This is a genomic window from Gemmobacter caeni (genome assembly GCF_003054195.1).
GTDB lineage: Bacteria > Pseudomonadota > Alphaproteobacteria > Rhodobacterales > Rhodobacteraceae > Gemmobacter > Gemmobacter caeni.
Genome location: NZ_QBKP01000004.1, coordinates 276,802 through 293,878, shown reverse-complemented (window position 1 = coordinate 293,878; position 17,077 = coordinate 276,802). Strand labels below are relative to the sequence as shown.

The following is a 17,077-nucleotide window of genomic DNA, read 5'->3' as shown; positions in this document are numbered from 1 at the left end:
GGGAAAGAGCTTTACAGCGCCGGTGCGCCATGGCTGACTTCCCCTCTGCACACAGGAGCCGCCCATGTTCTTCCAGCTTTGGCTGACCTTTGTCGCCGCCTCGACCGTTCTGCTGATGATACCGGGACCGACCGTCCTTCTGGTGCTGAGCTATGCGCTGAGCCAGGGGCGCCGCGTGGCACTGGCCACCGCCGCAGGTGTGGCCCTTGGCGACCTCATCGCGATGAGCGCCTCGCTCGCCGGACTGGGGGCCCTGGTGCTGGCCTCCGCCACGCTGTTCACCGCGCTGAAATGGATCGAGGCCGCTTATCTGGTCTGGCTGGGCATCAAGCTGTTCCGCAGCGCCCCCGATGCAACCCTTGGCACGGTAGCAGCGCACAGCGCGGCGCAGCCCGCGCAGGTCTTTGGCCATGCCGCAGCCGTTACCGCGCTGAACCCGAAATCCATTGTTTTCTTCATCGCCTTCGTGCCGCAGTTCATCGTGACCGGGCAGCCTCTGGCGCCGCAATTCGCCGTTCTGGTGACAACCTTCGTCACCCTCGCCACGCTGAACGTGCTGGCTTATGCCCTGCTGGCCGACCGGCTACGCCAGCGGATCGCGCGCCAGGCAGTGATGCGCGGCCTGACCCGTGCGGGCGGTGGCGCGCTTGTCGCCATGGGTATCGCCACAGCCGCCATGCGCCGCGCCGCCTAAAGCCGCAGGCCCCGGACCTGCCGGGGCTGGCGCGTCGCCGCATCCCAGCCCCGCATATCGCCCGCCATCAGAAGCGCATTCAGAATCGCCTCTTCCGTCGTCTCGATGGCAGCCTCGAACAGCGGCGACATCATCTCGTTCGGCATCTGGCCCCGCGTGGTGGCGAAGGCCAGCGCGTAATCGCCCGAACCGTTCGACAGCGCAGATCCGGTGCGCGCCAGCCCCGCGAAACTGCGGGTTGCCAGCCGTGTCAGGTTGCGTGGGCACAGCGGCGCATCTGTGGCCATCACGATCACGATGGAGCCGTCGGTATCCGCCTCAGAGGTTTCCGGCGCGGCCCGACCGTCCAGCCGCAGGGTCCCGCCGTAATTGGCCTGCACCAGCACACCCAGCATATACCCGTCGACCCGGCGCGACGCGGTGCCGATCCCGCCCTTGAGCCCAAAGGCGATGCAGCCCGTCCCGGCCCCCACGGCACCTTCCTCCACCGGGCCAGAACTGGCGGCCTCCAGCGCCTGCCGCATCTCGGCCACGGTCGGGCGGGCCGCACGAATGTCGTTCAGCCCGGAATCATTCGTCTCGCCCACCACGGCATTGATCGAAGTGACCGTTTCATTCCCCGGCAGCGCCAGTACATGCGCGACCAGCGCCTCCATCGCGCGCCCTACCGCCAGCGTGTTGGTCAGCAGGACCGGGGTTTCCAGCTCTCCCAACTCCTGCACCTGGGTCGATCCCGCGAATTTTCCAAAGCCGTTCAGCACGGCAAACCCGGCAGAAACCCGGTCACGGAACAGGTTACCGCCATGCGGCAGGATCGCAGTGGCGCCGGTGCGCGTGCGATCGCCCTCGATCAGCGTCACATGGCCGATCCGCACGCCCGGAACATCGGTGATGGCGTTCAGCGGGCCGGGGGCGAAGCGGCCGATGGTTACTCCAAGATCACGGGCGCGCGGCATGGGCGGTTCCTTCCGGCAGGGTGGCAAAGATCTGGCGCAACAGGATGGCAAGGCTGTCGGCCGCCGGCCCCTCCACCCCCGCGCGCCGCCGCAGCATCACGCAAGAGGCATCGACCAGCGGAAAGCCCTCAGCCTCGGTCAGTTCGCGGCAATCCGGCGGGATGGCGCTGCGGGCCAGCGCCACCACCGCGAATCCCTGCCGCACCACCGTCCAGAACCCGTGCGTCGTGTCGCATTCGAACACCGAACGCCAGTCGATGCCCCGCCGTTCCAGTGACCCGATCATATGGCTCTGGCACCAGTCCGACTCCAGATAGCTGGCAATTGGCAAGGGGCGGCGCAGGTGCTGCGCATGCTGGCGCGAGGTTACCCAGACCGTCGGGTCCATCGCCAGCAACTCGCCCTGCCCCGGCTGCACCACCGTGTCGAAGTAGATCATGAAATCCAGCTCTCCCGCCTCCAGCGCGGCCAGGCCGGGGATGGAATAATCGCTGCGCAGGGTCAGTTGCGCCTCGGGATGCAGACTGGCCATGGCGGGCACCAGACGCGGCAGCAACTGCTCCACATATTCCGGCGGCAGACCCAGACGGAGCGGCGCGGTTTCGGCGCGGTCCTCCATCACCTCGGCCGCGCGCGCCACCGCCGCGACGGCAGTCCGCGCATGGGGCAGCAGGCGCTGGCCCGCCGGGGTCAGCACCAGCCCGCGCGGTGCCCGCAGGAACAGGCTGTGGCCTGCGTGATCCTCCAGCCGCTTCAACTGCATGCTGACCGCCGATTGCGTGCGCCCCAGCCGCGCGGCGGCGCCGGTGACGCTGCCCTCTTCGACGAGGGTCAGGAAGCTGCGCAGAAGATCGGAGTCGAGCGGAGTCATGATATCAATTCAGATGATATCAAGCATAAGGCCTATTCGTTTGATTGAAGTCAAGCAGCGTGGGAGCCTGCCGGAAAGGAGACCGCCATGCCCATCCTCGCTGCCCTGCGCCGCTGGCGCGACCACCACGCCGCGCGCCGGTCGCTCGCCCGCCTGCTGGCCAAACCCGACGACCACCTGATCCACGATATCGGCCTGACCCGCACCGAGGTAGAAGCGATGGTGGCAGGGATGGATGCGCATCCGCAGTTTATCAACATGTGTGACGCCAAAGGGGAAAACCCGGCCGTCTGACACGGGCGCAGCACGTCACCTGGCTGCCAGGGGCAGGACGACCCGATTTCCTTGCTGTAACCGTGCTGCCGGCAAGCCGATGGGAAGCAGACAAGGGCACACGTCATTTTGCTACTTGCTACCGCGAGTTCGCGAAACACTGGCCGTTGTGTTGCCCGGCCAGCCCGAGCGATGAAACCGCGCCAGCTTTTTGCTCACGAATGCCTGATCGCTTTCGCCCTGCGGCGGGACCGAAGATACCGGATTTTCGCTGGAGCAGTTAAGTCGCAGGGTTTCGGCGATCTGTAATTTCGCAGCAAAATCAGAAACTTGCAGATCAAAATGGCAGCCCGTAGGGGAGTCGAACCCCTCTTTTCAGGTTGAAAACCTGACGTCCTAACCGATAGACGAACGGGCCATAGCCGGTGGCGGCTGATTAGAGCAGCCACCGGGCGGGCGCAAGAGGAATCTTTGCGCCTAGCGGTCGATTTTCGCGCCCATGATCGCGATGGCCTGCTGGTACACGGTCGCGGCATTCCATTGCTTGATCACGGCAAAGTTCGGCTCTCCCTCCTGATAGCCCGCGCCGGGGCGCCAGCCCTTCTGGGCGAGGAAATTGGCGGTCGAAGCCAAAGCATCGGCCTGTTTGGTCAGGTCCACCCGACCGTCGCCGTCACCGTCCACGCCATAGCGCAGCACGTTGCCCGGCAGGAACTGGGTGTGGCCCACCTCGCCATGCTTCGCGCCCACCGTTTTCGGCGAGATCACGCCGCGATCCACCAGCATCAGCGCGGCGATCAGGTGGTCGGTGAAATACTCGCTGCGGCGGCAGTCATAGGCCAGGGTCGCGATGGCCGAGACGACATTGCTGTCCCCCATGAAACCGCCGAAGCCCGTCTCCATCCCGTGAATGGCCAGCAGCGGGCCGGCAGGCACGCCATAGCGTTGCTCCAGCGCCTGATAGAAACTGGCATTCTGCGTCTTGCGCTTGCGGCCCTGCGCCACGATCGTATCGGCGCCGCGCACCTGCATGAACTTTTGCAGCGAGTATTTGAAGCTTTTCTGATTGCGGTCGGCGGCGATGGTCTTGCTGGCATAGCTCGACCCCATCAGCGCGGCGATCCCCTTGTCACCGACCCCGGCCGCTGCTGCCTCCTGCGCCATGACGGGCTTCCAGCTTTCGTAATCGGCCCCGGTATTGCTGCACGGCGCAGCAGCCGCCACACCGGACAGGCCCAGCACGGCCAGAGCCGCAGCCGCAATCCCCTTGAAAGAAAACACCTGAAGAACTCCTTGGTGGGTTTTCCTCAGTCTACGGGCTGGCCCTTGGCGCGCAAGCGTCTGTTTCGTCAGCCTGCCACCCTGCGCATCACATTGCCGCCAGCGCCTTGACAGGCCCGCGTGCCGCGCGCCTCATGGCCCCGAAAGCCGGAGGCCCCATGACCGCAGAATTCGACACCGAACTGGAAACCCGCCTTGTGCGCTATGCCGCCATCGACAGCCAGAGCGACGAGCGCGGCACCGCCTCGCCCAGCACGGCGATCCAGCTCGACATGGCACGCCTGCTGGCAGAGGAGCTGACGGGCATCGGTGCTGCTGATGTGCAGATCACCGATTATGGCGCGGTGCTGGCCACGGTGCCCGCCACTGCGGACGGTCCGGTGGTGGGCTTTCTGGCCCATGTCGACACCGCGCCCGCCTTCAATGCGACCGGCGTGAAGCCGGTGGTGCACCGCCGTTACAACGGCGGCACGATCAGCTTTGCCGATGCGCCGGGGCTGGTGCTGTCGCCCGAGGTCTCGCCCTATCTGGGCAGCAAGCTTGGCCATGACATCATCACCGCCAGCGGCACCACGCTGCTGGGCGCCGATGACAAGGCGGGTGTGGCGATCCTGATGACGATGGCGCGGCATCTTCTGGCCGATCCGTCGATCCCGCATCCGAAGCTGCGGCTGGCCTTCACCCCGGACGAGGAAATCGGCCGGGGCGTTGACAAGCGTCTGCCCGCCGATCTGGGCGCCGATTTCGCCTATACGCTGGATGGCGGACAGGTGGGCGAGGTGGAATATGAAAGCTTTTCGGCAGACGGGGCGGTGGTGAAGATCACCGGGGTTTCCGCGCATCCGGGTTATGCCAAGGGCAAGCTGGTCAATGCGCTGCATCTGGCGGCGAAGCTGGTGAACCTGCTGCCGCAACAGTCGCTGGTGCCCGAACTGACAGACGGGCGCGAAGGTTTCCTGCATCTTTACGAGATTACCGGCACCGCCGCCGAGGCCGAGTTGCGCTTCATCCTGCGCGATTTTGAACTTGACGGGCTAGAGGCCAAAGGCGCCCTGCTGCGTCAGGCTTGTGATGCGCTGGCCGCGACCGAACCGCGCGCGACTGTGGCCTGCGAAATCCGCGCCCAATATCGCAACATGCGCTACTGGCTGGAAAAGGACATGACGCCGGTCGACCTCGCCCGCGCCGCCTGCGAGGCCGAGGGCATCGCCCCGGTCAGCGTCCCGATCCGCGGCGGCACCGACGGTTCGCGCCTGACCGAAATGGGCGTACCCTGCCCCAATATCTTTACCGGCATGCAGGAAATTCACGGCCCGCTGGAATGGATCAGCGTGCAGGACATGGCCGCCGCGACACGGGTCTGTCTGCGGCTGGCCGGGATGGCGGTGCGAGGCTGACGCCCGGCGCGCAGGTATTGCGGGACGAAGCCGCCGTTTCCTTTGCTCGTCCTGGTGACCTGGCCCGCGCAATGCCAGGTCGCCGTCTGCCCGGCAAGCCATTGCGCAACGCTGTACAAAGGCGGATGCTGCCGCCATGGCGACAGAAACCGAGTTCTCCCTGAATGGCTTGACGGACACGGCGCGACGCCACATCCGGGTGTTTCAGATACATCAGTTTCTTGACCGTTTTGCCATGGGCCTCACGGTGGCCGTCGCCGCGCTTGCGCTGACAGATCGGGGCATGGACCTCCTCCAGATTTCGTTGCTCTTCAGCATCTACTCGCTCACCACCATCGTGATGGAACTGCCGTTCGGCGGATTGGCCGACAACATCGGTCGCAAGCCGGTTTTCCTCGCGGCGGTCGTGGCCAGTTTGATTTCGCTCGCGCTCTTTCTGTCGTCGAGCGACTTCGGCGTCCTGGCTCTTTCGTTTGCCCTCATCGGCTTCGGGCGCGCGCTCCGGTCGGGCACACTTGATGCCTGGTTTGTCGAAACCTTCACAGCCGCCGCACCAGACGTTGATATCCAGCCCGCGCTCGCAAAGGCGCACTGGGCCAACGCCATGGGCCTCGCCGTCGGTGCCATTTTTGGCGGTCTGCTGCCAGATGCGTTCGGCATGGCAGCGCTGAAGTATGGGATCAGCACCTATGACGTGTCTTATGCAGCAAGCTTCGCCGCGATGGTCGGCGTCCTGATCTACACCCTGTTCGCCATCACCGAAGAACCGCGTCCGCTGAACCCACAGGCGGTCGTACAGGGCTTCGTCAACGTCCCGTCGGTGATAGCCGGGGCCGGTCTTCTGGCCCTGAAGCATCCGACAGTTTCAATGCTTCTGACGGTGCTGTTGTTATTCCTGATGGCGACAAATCCGGTCGAGGTGATCTGGCCGACCCATGCCTGGCCGATGCTGGACGAAGGCTACGCGAACACCGCCATCGGTGCCCTGACTGCGGGCTACTTTTTCGCGATCGCTTTCGGTGCGTCGCTGTCACCCCATATCAGCCGGATATTCAGACGCCGCCACGCCGTCACGCTGGCGGCGATTTTCGCATGCCTTGCGGTCGTTCAGCTGGCCTTGGCGATGCAGGGTGGCATCGCCGGGTTTGTCGGCGTCTTTGTCCTCTATTCCGTGATCCTCGGGGCCAGCGAAACGCCCGCGAGCAGCATCCTGCACCGCTGCGTGGAGGATCGGCAGAGGTCCACCATGCTGTCACTCCGGTCCCTCGTCCAACAACTCGGAGCCGCGACAGGGCTGGTCATGGCAGGTGCCCTGGCCGACATATACTCCACATCCGTTGCCTGGGGCGTCGGCGCCATCTTTCTGCTGATGGCAATGATCCTGAGTTTGGTATTGGCCAAACGACTGGCCGCCGGAGCCGGATAGCGGATATTCGTGCGGAATGCAGCATTTGCCGCAGCCGGATCGAATTGCCCCCCTGCGCCGCGCAGAGCCGTATCGCCCCTCACAAAGTCAGCCCCCTCAAAGCCTCCGGCGCACCGTTGCGGGGCGCCCCGGCAGACCCAGCCGCGCGTCGTTGCGGGTCTGCTCGGACACGACCTTGCCTTTGGAGATGACGCAAAGCCGATCCGGGCGCAGGCGGAGTGCCTCGGTCGGGGTGGCGGCGTCCAGCACCACCAGCGAGGCTGTGCAGCCGGGGCGCAGGCCGTAGCCCTCCAACCCCATGATCGCCGCGTTATGTTCCGTGACCATAGTGAAGCAGCGTGCCATCTCGGCCGGGTGGGTCATCTGCGCGACATGCAGCCCCATGAAGGCCACATCCAGCATATCGGCGGTGCCGAGGCTATACCACGGGTCCAGCACGCAATCCTGTCCCCAGCCAACGGTAATACCCATGGCCTGCATTTCCTTCACTCGCGTCAGCCCGCGCCGCTTGGGGAAAGTGTCGTGCCGCCCTTGCAGGGTGATGTTGATCAGTGGGTTGGGAATCGCCGTCATCCCGCTTTCCGCGATCAGCGGCAGCAGCTTGGACACATAGTAATTGTCCATCGAATGCATCGAGGTCAGATGGCTGCCCGCCGCCCGCGCGCCCAGCCCGTGCCGTGTGACCTCGGCCGCCATGGTTTCCACATGGCGGCTATGAGGGTCGTCGGTCTCGTCGCAATGAATATCCAGCATCAGCCCGCGTTCGGCGGCGATGCGCGCCACATCCCGCACGCTTTCGGCGCCTTCCTGCATGGTGCGTTCGAAATGCGGGATGCCGCCCACCACATCGCAGCCCATATCCAGCGCGCGGATCAGATTTTCACGGCCCTTGGGAGCGCGATACAGACCATCCTGCGGAAAGGCCACCAATTGCAGGTCCAGATAGGGGGCGACGCGGCGCTTCACCTCCAGCATCGCCTCCACCCCGCGCAGATGGTCGGGCGTGGTATCGACATGGGTGCGGATCGCCAGAAGGCCCATGCTGACCGCCCAGTCGCAATAGCGCACGGCGCGATCAACCATTTCTTCCACCGTCGCGATCTCGCGCAATTCGCCCCAAAGGCTGATGCCCTCAAGCAGCGTGCCCGAGGCATTGACCCGCGGCAGCCCGTAGCTGAGCGTCGCATCCATGTGGAAATGCGGGTCCACGAAGGGGGGGCTGACCAGATCGCCGCTGGCGTCGATCACCCGGCCGGCCTCGGCCTCCAACCGGCCGACCGCAGCGATGCGATCGCCGGTGATGCCGATATCGGCCACTGTCCCGTCAGGCAACATGCCGCCCTTGACCAGAATGTCGAACATCAGCGTTCCCCTTTACGATATGGCACCATCAGCGCGGCAGGCACCTCGGCCCGGCGCGACATCAGGATCAGCGCGAGGATGGACAGAAGATAGGGCGCCATCAGAAACACCTGATAGGGCAGATGCGCGCCCAAGGGCGTCTGTTGCAGACGGATTTGCAGCGCATCGAAGGCCGCGAACAGCAGCGCCCCCAGCACGGCCTTGCCGGGCCTCCACGCACCGAACACCACCAGCGCGATGCAGATCCAGCCGCGCCCGTTGACCATTTCAAAGAAGAAGGACGAAAAGGCCGACAGCGTCAGGAAACTGCCCCCCACCGCCATCAGCCCCGACCCCACGACCACTGCCCCCATGCGCAGCCCGGTGACGGAAAGCCCCTGCGCCTCGACCGCCGCGGGGTTTTCCCCCGCCGCGCGGACGGCCAGACCCAGCGGCGTGCGGAACAGCACAAACCCCACCAGCCCGGCACAGATCAGCGCCGCCCAGGTCAGCGCGGTCTGCTGGAACAACACCGGGCCAAGGAAGGGGATATCTGACAGGACCGGCAGGTCCATCGGCGCGAAGGGCGTGATCTTGGGCGGGCTCGTCACCTCGGGCAGCGCCAGCCGATAGACGAAATAGCTGGTGGCGGTCGCCAGCATCGTGACCCCCAGCCCCACGACATGCTGCGATAAGCCGAAAGGCACGGTCAGAGTGGCATGCAACAGGCCAAACAGCATCCCCGCCGCCATCGCCGCCGTCACCCCCAGCCACAGGGGCGCTCCCAGATAGACCGCCATCCAGCCTGCAAAGGCACCGATGACCATGATCCCTTCAATTCCAAGGTTCAGCACGCCCGCGCGTTCGCAGATCAGCTCTCCCATCGTGGCGAAGATGAGGGGCGAGGCGATGCGAATGGCGGCGGCCCAGAAGCTGACCGACAGCAGGATGTCGAAAAGATCGCTCATTTCCACACCACCCGATAGCGTGTCAGCATCAGCGCCAGCACCATGAACAACAGCGCCGTGGCCAGCAGCATGTCGGCAATATAAGTGGGCACGCCTGCGGCACGGCTCATGCTGTCGGACCCCACGAAAATCGCGGCGACGAACAGCGCCGAAAGCACCACGCTCAAGGGATGCAGCAGCGCCAGCATGGCGACGATGATGCCGGTATAGCCGAAGCCCGGCGACAGGTCGGAGGACAGATGCCCCTTCAGCCCCGCCACCTCGGACCAGCCTGCCAGTGCGGCAAGACCGCCGGACAGAAGGGCAGTCTTCACCAGAACCACATTCACCGGCATCCCGGCAAAACGCGCGGCCTCACGGTTCTGGCCAACGGCGCGCATCTCGAACCCCAGCGTGGTGCGGCTCTGGATCACCCAGACCACCACCGCCGCGATAAGCGCCAGTGCAAAGCCCCAGTGCAGCCGCAACCCGTCGACGATGCGGGGCAGCCGCGCCTCCTTGATCAGGGCCGGAGATTTGGGCCAGCCCATGCCCATCGGGTCTTTCATCGGGCCTTCCAGCAGGTAGCTGACGAACAGAAGCATGACGAAGTTCAGAAGCAGCGTCGTCACCACCTCATCCACGCCCAGCCGGGTTTTCAGCACGACCGGCCCCAGCAGCACCAGCGCGCCCGCCAGCATCGCGGCCAGTGCGGAAACCGGCAGCACCAGCGGCGCGCCCAGTGCCCCGGTGCCCAGCAGCACGGCGACGATGGCGCCCGCGTAAAGCTGCGCCTCGGCGCCGATGTTCCACAGCTTCGCGCGGAACGCGACGGCGACGGCAAGCCCGGTGAAGATCAGCGGCGTCGCGCGGTTCAGCGTCTCAAGGGCCGCGAATTTCGACCCGAAGGCACCCTTGGCGATCAGACCCAGCGTCGCCAGCGGGTCAGCCCCCGCGATCAGCGCCAGAGCCATGGCGACCAGCAGGGTTGCGACCAGCGCCAGCGCGGGCAGGCCGATCTGGCGCGACAGCGGCGGGGCGGCGATGGGATCAAGCCGCATGGTCGAACCCCTGCCCCGCCATCCACAGCCCCAGCTCCGCCGCTGTCTTGCTGCCCCGCGCAAAACCGGGCGACAGCCGCCCTTCAGACATCACATGTATCACATCGGCGAGTCCCATGATCTCGTCCAGATCCTCGGAAATCAGCAGAACCGCTGCACCACCGTCGCGCGCCGCGATCAGCCGCGATTGCACATAGGCGATGGCGCCGACATCAAGACCGCGCACCGGCTGGTTGGCCAGAATGATCTTCGGCCCCGGTTCCAACACGCGGCCGAGGATCAGTTTCTGCATATTCCCCCCCGAAAGCAGCCGGATGCGCGCGGCAGGACCGGGGCAGCGCACGTCATAGGCGGCGATGATGCCTTCGGCAAAACTTTCCGCCGCGCGCCAGTCCATCAGCCCGGCCTTGCTGAAACCCGTTTGCCAGTAACCTTCCAGCACGGCGTTTTCGGTCAGGGTGAAATCGGCGATGGTCCCGGTCTTATGGCGGTCTTCCGGGATGCGGGCGATGCCCTGACGGATCGCCTCGCGCGGGGACCAGCGGGCCAGCGGGCCATCCATCGACACGCTGCCTGAGCCGGGCAGGATCAGCCCCGAAATCAGATCGGCCAGCGCCGCCTGCCCATTGCCCGATACGCCTGCCAGCCCCACAATCTCGCCCGCCCGCAGATCCAGCGTCACCCGCTTCAGCCCCGGCGCAGCCCCCTTGTCCGGCGTCGTCACCCCGTCCAGCCGCATCAGCACCTTGCCCGCGGTGGCAGGCCGCGCCTCGGGCAGCGCGATTTCGCCGCCTACCATCATCGCGGCCAGTTCGGCACCCGAGGTTTCTGCCGTCGCCACCTCTCCCACCACCTTGCCATGGCGCAGGACCACACAGCGGTCGGCAATGGCCATGACCTCATGCAGCTTGTGGCTGATGAACAGGATGGACAGACCCTGTGCGATGGCGCGGCGCAGCGTGGCGAACAGTGCCTCTGCCTCCTGCGGCGTCAGGACAGCGGTGGGTTCATCCAGGATCAGGATTCGCGCATTGCGGTACAGCGCCTTCAGGATCTCGACCCGCTGACGTTCGCCCACGGTCAGGCTGCCAACCCGCGCATCCGGGTGCACCGCCAGCCCGAAATCGCGGCTGAGCGCCTCAACCCGCGCCCGCGCTGTCGCACGCGAGGCACCACGCGAGAACAGGCTTTCGGTGCCAAGACGAATGTTGTCGAGCACGGTCAGATTGTCGGCCAGCGTGAAATGCTGATGCACCATGCCCACGCCCGCCGCCAGCGCGGCACGCGGATTGCCCGGCGGCAGCGGCTCGCCAAACACCTCCACCCGCCCATCATCGGCCACATAATGCCCGAACAGGATGTTCATCAGCGTGGTCTTGCCCGCGCCGTTTTCGCCCAGCAGCGCCACGACCTCACCCCGCCGCAGCGTGAGGCTGATCGCATCATTCGCCGTCAACGCGCCAAAGCGCTTGGTGATGCGGTCCAGCCGCATCACCAGGTCACGCGGATCGCTCACGACGATTTCGGCTCGTTGTCATCAATGGCCACGGTGAAGGAACCATCCTTGATCGCGGCTTCCTTCTCGGCCACCAGCTTCATCGCGGCCTCGGGCACCTTGCCTTCAAACGTGCCAAGCGGCGCCAGCGAACAGCCGCCCGCCTTCATGAAGCTGTAGACCCCGTAGTTATCGGCCTTGAAACTGCCCGCCCTGATCGCCTCCAGCGCGGCGTTCAGCGTGGGCTCGAAATGCCACAGCGCCGAGGCCACGACGGTCTCCGGGTAATCGGCCTGCGTGTCGATCACGTTACCAATGGCCAGAACCCCTTTCTCTTTCGCCGCGTCCGACACGCCGAACCGTTCGGCATAAAGAAGGTCGGCGCCGCCGTCGATCATCGCAAAGGCGGTTTCCTTCGCCTTGGGCGGATCAAACCATGAGCCGATGAAACTGACCTGGAATTTTGCATCCGGCCGGGTTTCCTTCACCCCCGCCATGAAGGCGTTCATCAGGCGGTTCACCTCGGGGATGGGGAAGCCGCCGACCATGCCGATGCTGCCAGTCTGGGTCATCGCGCCGGCAATGATGCCCGACAGGTAAGAGGCGTCCTGAATATAGTTGTCGAACACGGCAAGGTTCGGCACCGCCTCATCCGGCATGAAGCTGGAGCCGAGGAGGAATTTCACATCCGGGTATTCGGCGCAGACCTCACGCGCCTCGGCCTCGGCGCCGAAGATCTCGCCCACGATCAGATTGACACCGCTTTCGCAATATTCGCGCATGACGCGCGGATAATCCGTGTTCGCCACGTTTTCGGTATAGGTGTAATCCACCCCGCCCGCCGCCTTGGCGGCCTCAGCAGCAATATGGATGCGACTGACCCATTGCTGCTCCACCGGCACCGTATAGATGCCCGCAATCTTGATCGTGTCCTGCGCGAAGGCGAGGCGCGGCAGTGCCAGCCCCATAGCCGCCGCCCCCGCGCCCAGCATCAGGCCGCGCCGGGTGGCACCGAACATTACCTTGGTCATGTGAAACTCCCTGGGTGATTTGTTTTGACCAAACGGTAAAGCCTTGTCGCGATTCGTCACAAGGCCCGTGACCGGCTGAGTCGCCATGCAGCCCGTTCGCTGGCGCCACCACAGCCGTTACCCAAAGAAAATGCACAAATTTTAGGCAGCAGCAGCATCCTTCCCGCCGATCCGGGCGTTTTCTCCGCAGATCCCCCGTGCCGGACCACACAGGGCGCAGCAGGCGACACCCGGGTTTTGCAGCAGAAAGCCCGCGGCACAGGTGCTTTCATAAAACTGTCACACAACTCTTACATAGCAGTCACACGGCTCCGCTACCCCCGGCCTCAAGGACGCGAGCGGCGTCCCGCAAGCGGTCCACGGGACCAACAAGGAGCCAGGACATGACCCTGATGAAACTCACCGCCTCCACCCTCGCCATTGCCGCCGTGTCGGCCACCGCCGCCATGGCCCGCGACAATATCCAGATCGCCGGTTCCTCGACCGTGCTGCCCTATGCCACCATCGTTGCCGAAGCCTTCGGCGAAAACTTCGACTTCCCGACCCCGGTCGTCGAAGGTGGCGGTTCGGGCGCTGGCCGCAAGAAACTGTGCGAAGGCGTGGGCGAAAACACCATCGACATCGCCAACTCCTCGTCGCGCATCAAGCAGTCGGACATCGACCTCTGCAAGACCAACGGCGTCGACGAAATCATGGAAGTCCGCATCGGCTATGACGGCATCGTCTTCGCCAGCGACATTGCGGGCCCGGACTTCGCCTTCACCCCGACCGACTGGTACAACGCGCTGGCCGCCGAAGTCGTGAAGGATGGCAAGCTGGTCCCGAACACCGCGAAAACCTGGGCTGACGTGAACGCCAGCTTCCCGGCGCAGGACATTCTGGCCTTCATCCCCGGCACCAAGCACGGCACCCGTGAAGTGTTTGACGTGAAGGTTCTGGAAGCAGGCTGCAAGGCTTCGGGCGCCGAAGAGGCCCTCGTGGCCGCCAAGGGCGAAGAGGACGGCAAGAAAGCCTGCCTCGCGCTGCGCACCGATGGTCTGTCGGTCGACATCGACGGCGACTACACCGAAACGCTGGCCCGCATCGCCGCCAACAAGAACGCCATCGGCGTGTTCGGCCTGTCGTTCTACCAGAACAACACCGACAAGCTGAAAGTGGCGACGATGGATGGCGTGGTTCCCTCGACCGAAACCATCGCCTCGGGCGACTACCCGGTGTCGCGTCCGCTGTTCTTCTATGTGAAGAAAGCCCATATCGGCGTGATCCCCGGCCTGAAGGAATATCTGGAGTTCTTCGTGTCGGACGACATGGCTGGCCCGGAAGGCCCGCTGGCAGCTTACGGCCTCGTGTCGGACCCGGAACTGGCGAAAACCCAGGAAGCGGTGGCCAACGAAACCCCGATGGGTCCGCTGAACTGATCTGACCCCAGGGGTGGCGCCGCTCCCGCGCCACCCCTTTCTCTTGCCAGGCGAAAGCGACATGAGCATCGGCCTTATTACCCTCATCGTACTGGGCCTCGCGGTCCTCGGGTTCATCCTCGGGCGGCAGCGGGCCCTTTCCGCCGTCGGAGGAGACCCTCGCACGCTGCATTCGCTGCCCGGCTATTATGGCTGGTCGGTTTTTCTGTTTACTGCGGTGCCCGCGCTTCTGCTGCTGGTCACCTGGGCCTTTGTGCAGCCCACCGCCCTGAATTCCCACGTCGCCGGGATGATCCCCGCGGCGGATGTGGCAAGCTATGGCAGCACGCAACTGGTGATGGCCGATGTCCGGCGCATCGCTGACGGGTTGGACGCGGTCGCGCGCAACGCGGGGCTGGACGAAACGGGCCTTGCCGCCCTGCGCGCCGATCTGACCGATATGCGCGGTCGTCTGGCAGAGGTTGGCGTGGCACTGGGCTCCAACGTAGCACCTTCGGTGTTGGAAGCAGCCAAGGAATACCGCAGCCTGTCGGGCACCCTGCGCCTTGGCATGGCCCTGGCCGTGCTGCTGGCGGCCCTTGCGGGGCTGGGCTTCGCGCTGTGGCGCATCGACCCGCGCCAGCGCGCCCGTAATCTGGTGGAACAGTTCACGCTGGTGCTGCTGGCGGGCTGTTCGCTGATCGCGGTTGCCACCACCTTCGGCATCGTGGCCTCGCTGGTTGTCGAAAGCGTTCATTTCTTCAAACTTTACGACTTCCGTGATTTCTTCTTCTCGCTGACCTGGAGCCCGCGCTTCGGTGGCGGGTCCGAGCTTGGGCTCTGGCCGCTGGTCTGGGGCACGCTCTACGTCTCGTTCATCGCGCTGCTGGTTTCGGTTCCGGTGGGGCTGATGGCCGCCATCTACCTGTCGGAATATGCCGGCAAGAAGGTGCGCGCCTTCGCCAAACCCGCCATCGAGATCCTCGCCGGCATTCCGACCATCGTCTATGGCCTGTTCGCCCTGATCACCGTCGGCCCCTTCCTGCGCGACTGGTTCGCACAGCCGATGGGGCTTGGTTCGTCCTCGTCCTCGGTGATGACGGCGGGTCTGGTCATGGGCATCATGCTGATCCCCTTCGTCTCGTCCCTGTCGGACGACATCATCAACGCCGTGCCGCAGTCGATGCGGGATGGCTCGTTCGGCCTTGGCGCCACCAGATCGGAAACGGTGAAACAGGTGATCCTGCCCGCCGCCCTGCCCGGCATCGTCGGCGCCATTCTGCTGGCCGCCAGCCGCGCCATCGGTGAAACCATGATCGTGGTCATGGGTGCCGGGGCCGCCGCCAAGCTGGACGTGAACCCCTTCGAGGCGATGACCACCGTGACGGTGAAGATCGTGAGCCAGCTGACAGGCGATACCGAATTCGCCAGCCCTGAAACGCTGGTGGCCTTCGCCCTTGGCCTGACCTTGTTCTGCTTCACCCTCGCGCTCAACGTTGTCGCGCTGGTGATCGTGCGGAAATACCGGGAGCAATACGAATGACCGACGCAACGTCGCAAACCGGCCGGTCCGGCGCACAGCCGCGCAAGTCGCTGCATGTGACCGACGCCCGCACCCGCCGCCGCAATGCCGCCGAAGCGCGCTTCCGCTTCTACGGCGCGGCCGCCATCGCGGTGTCGATCCTCGCGCTGGTCATCCTGCTGACCTCGGTGCTGGGCAACGGCCTTGGCGCCTTCCGCCAGACCTTCATCACCATGCCGGTGGCACTGGATGCGACTGTGCTGGACAAATCCGGCACCGGCGACATCGAGGTGATGAAGAAGGTCACCACCATCGGCTATGCCAAGGTGATCGAAAAAGCCCTGGCCACCGCGCTGGCCGAAAAGGGCATTGCCACCGACGGGCTGACGGCCAAGCAGATTTCCGGCCTGCTGTCGCAGGAGGCCGCCGCCAACCTGCGCAATCAGGTGCTGGCCGATCCCGCGCTGGTCGGACAGACGGTAGATGTGAAACTGCTGGCGAATGGCCGCGTGGACGGGTTCTTCAAGGGCCGCGTCACCATGGACAGCGCCAAACTGGACAGCAACATTTCGCCCGAGCAGCTTGAACTGGCGCTGAAGATGCGCGAGGCCGGGCTGATGAGCCTGTCCTTCAACCCCGGCTTCCTGTTCGGCGGCGATGCCTCCGAACTGCGCCCCGAGGCGGCGGGGCTTGGCGTCGCGATCCTCGGCTCGGCCTACATGATGCTGATCGTGCTGGTGCTGGCCCTGCCCATCGGCGTTGCCGCCTCGATCTATCTTGAGGAATTTGCACCGAAGAACAAATGGACCGACCTGATCGAGGTGAACATCTCGAACCTTGCCGCGGTGCCGTCGATCGTCTTCGGTATCCTGGGTCTCGCCATCTTCATCAACTTCATGGGCCTGCCGCAATCGGCACCCATTGTCGGCGGCCTGGTGCTGACGCTGATGACGCTGCCGACCATCATCATCGCCACCCGCGCGGCGCTGAAGGCGGTGCCGCCCTCGATCCGCGATGCGGCGCTGGGGGTCGGGGCCTCTAAGATGCAGGCGATCACCCACCACGTCCTGCCGCTGGCCATGCCCGGCATCCTGACCGGCACCATCATCGGTCTGGCGCAGGCGCTGGGGGAAACCGCGCCGCTGCTGCTGATCGGCATGGTTGCCTTCGTGCGCGAATTCCCGGATGCGCCGCCGGAAGGTTTCTTCGATCCGGCTTCCGCCCTGCCCGTGCAGGTCTACAACTTCACCCAGCGCGCCGATCCGGCCTTCGTGGAACGCGCCTCCGGTGCCATCATCGTGCTGCTGGTTTTCCTTCTTCTGATGAACGCGGTCGCCATCCTGCTGCGCCGCCGTTTCGAACGCCGCTGGTAAGGGGCTGAACAA

Annotated in this window: 15 protein-coding genes and 1 tRNA gene; 7 read left to right on the top strand and 9 right to left on the bottom strand. The window is 65.0% G+C overall.

Features of this window, described 5'->3' with window-relative positions; all coding sequences use genetic code 11:
- The first annotated feature begins 64 nt into the window (after positions 1 to 64).
- A complete protein-coding gene (locus tag C8N34_RS08780; protein WP_108128524.1) occupies positions 65 to 694 on the top strand; it encodes a LysE family translocator in 630 nt (209 codons plus the stop codon).
- On the opposite strand, the gene C8N34_RS08775 is transcribed toward C8N34_RS08780, so the two are convergent.
- Positions 691 to 1,650: a P1 family peptidase gene (locus C8N34_RS08775; RefSeq protein WP_108128523.1), complete on the bottom strand. Its 960-nt coding sequence runs from the start codon at positions 1,648 to 1,650 to the stop codon at positions 691 to 693. The two genes, C8N34_RS08780 and C8N34_RS08775, sit on opposite strands and share 4 nt — an antisense overlap.
- Positions 1,634 to 2,521 carry a LysR family transcriptional regulator gene (locus C8N34_RS08770; RefSeq protein WP_108128522.1) on the bottom strand — a complete coding sequence of 296 codons (888 nt, stop codon included), beginning with the start codon at positions 2,519 to 2,521 and terminating at the stop codon, positions 1,634 to 1,636. The genes C8N34_RS08775 and C8N34_RS08770 overlap by 17 nt, the downstream gene beginning before the upstream one ends.
- An 87-nt stretch (positions 2,522 to 2,608) precedes the next feature.
- On the opposite strand from C8N34_RS08770, the gene C8N34_RS08765 reads away from it, so the two are divergent.
- Positions 2,609 to 2,815: a DUF1127 domain-containing protein gene (locus C8N34_RS08765; RefSeq protein ID WP_054302559.1), complete on the top strand. Its 207-nt coding sequence runs from the start codon at positions 2,609 to 2,611 to the stop codon at positions 2,813 to 2,815.
- Positions 2,816 to 3,137: 322 nt separating this feature from the next.
- Here C8N34_RS08765 and C8N34_RS08760 read toward each other — a convergent pair.
- Positions 3,138 to 3,212 (bottom strand) — tRNA-Glu (locus C8N34_RS08760).
- 59 nt (positions 3,213 to 3,271) lie between these two features.
- Positions 3,272 to 4,057 carry a lytic murein transglycosylase gene (locus tag C8N34_RS08755; RefSeq protein ID WP_407646010.1) on the bottom strand — a complete coding sequence of 262 codons (786 nt, stop codon included), beginning with the start codon at positions 4,055 to 4,057 and terminating at the stop codon, positions 3,272 to 3,274.
- Positions 4,058 to 4,233: 176 nt separating this feature from the next.
- On the opposite strand from C8N34_RS08755, the gene pepT reads away from it, so the two are divergent.
- Both pepT and C8N34_RS08745 read left to right on the top strand, forming a co-directional pair.
- The gene (gene pepT / locus C8N34_RS08750) at positions 4,234 to 5,472 is read left to right on the top strand and encodes a peptidase T (protein ID WP_108128521.1); all 1,239 of its coding nucleotides are present in this window, start codon (positions 4,234 to 4,236) and stop codon (positions 5,470 to 5,472) included.
- A gap of 136 nt (positions 5,473 to 5,608) precedes the next feature.
- A complete protein-coding gene (locus C8N34_RS08745) occupies positions 5,609 to 6,898 on the top strand; it encodes an MFS transporter (protein ID WP_108128520.1) in 1,290 nt (429 codons plus the stop codon).
- Between the two features lie 96 nt (positions 6,899 to 6,994).
- Here the strand turns inward: C8N34_RS08745 and C8N34_RS08740 are convergent, their stop codons facing one another.
- Genes C8N34_RS08740 through C8N34_RS08720 form a run of 5 tightly spaced genes read right to left on the bottom strand, consistent with a single transcriptional unit; the run spans position 6,995 to position 12,773 of the window.
- Positions 6,995 to 8,260, bottom strand: a complete 1,266-nt coding sequence (locus C8N34_RS08740) for an amidohydrolase family protein (RefSeq protein WP_108128519.1) — start codon at positions 8,258 to 8,260, stop codon at positions 6,995 to 6,997.
- Positions 8,260 to 9,207 (bottom strand): ABC transporter permease, encoded by a 948-nt coding sequence (locus C8N34_RS08735; protein WP_108128518.1) that lies wholly within the window; start codon positions 9,205 to 9,207, stop codon positions 8,260 to 8,262. Before C8N34_RS08735 ends, C8N34_RS08740 begins: the two co-directional genes overlap by 1 nt.
- Positions 9,204 to 10,247 (bottom strand): ABC transporter permease, encoded by a 1,044-nt coding sequence (locus C8N34_RS08730; RefSeq protein WP_108128517.1) that lies wholly within the window; start codon positions 10,245 to 10,247, stop codon positions 9,204 to 9,206. The genes C8N34_RS08735 and C8N34_RS08730 overlap by 4 nt, the downstream gene beginning before the upstream one ends.
- A complete protein-coding gene (locus C8N34_RS08725; protein ID WP_170120547.1) occupies positions 10,237 to 11,739 on the bottom strand; it encodes an ABC transporter ATP-binding protein in 1,503 nt (500 codons plus the stop codon). Before C8N34_RS08725 ends, C8N34_RS08730 begins: the two co-directional genes overlap by 11 nt.
- Before the next feature lie 20 nt (positions 11,740 to 11,759).
- Complete coding sequence (locus C8N34_RS08720) at positions 11,760 to 12,773, bottom strand: BMP family protein (protein ID WP_170120542.1); 1,014 nt, start codon at positions 12,771 to 12,773, stop codon at positions 11,760 to 11,762.
- A gap of 383 nt (positions 12,774 to 13,156) precedes the next feature.
- Between C8N34_RS08720 and C8N34_RS08715 the strand changes: the two genes are divergently transcribed.
- The 3 genes from C8N34_RS08715 to pstA all read left to right on the top strand — a co-directional run bounded on the left by C8N34_RS08715 (position 13,157) and on the right by pstA (position 17,065).
- Positions 13,157 to 14,191 carry a substrate-binding domain-containing protein gene (locus C8N34_RS08715; protein WP_054302567.1) on the top strand — a complete coding sequence of 345 codons (1,035 nt, stop codon included), beginning with the start codon at positions 13,157 to 13,159 and terminating at the stop codon, positions 14,189 to 14,191.
- Between the two features lie 61 nt (positions 14,192 to 14,252).
- On the top strand, positions 14,253 to 15,713 hold the full coding sequence (pstC, locus tag C8N34_RS08710; protein WP_054302568.1) for a phosphate ABC transporter permease subunit PstC: 1,461 nt from the start codon (positions 14,253 to 14,255) through the stop codon (positions 15,711 to 15,713).
- Complete coding sequence (pstA, locus tag C8N34_RS08705) at positions 15,710 to 17,065, top strand: phosphate ABC transporter permease PstA (protein ID WP_108128514.1); 1,356 nt, start codon at positions 15,710 to 15,712, stop codon at positions 17,063 to 17,065. Before pstC ends, pstA begins: the two co-directional genes overlap by 4 nt.
- Positions 17,066 to 17,077 lie beyond the last annotated feature (12 nt).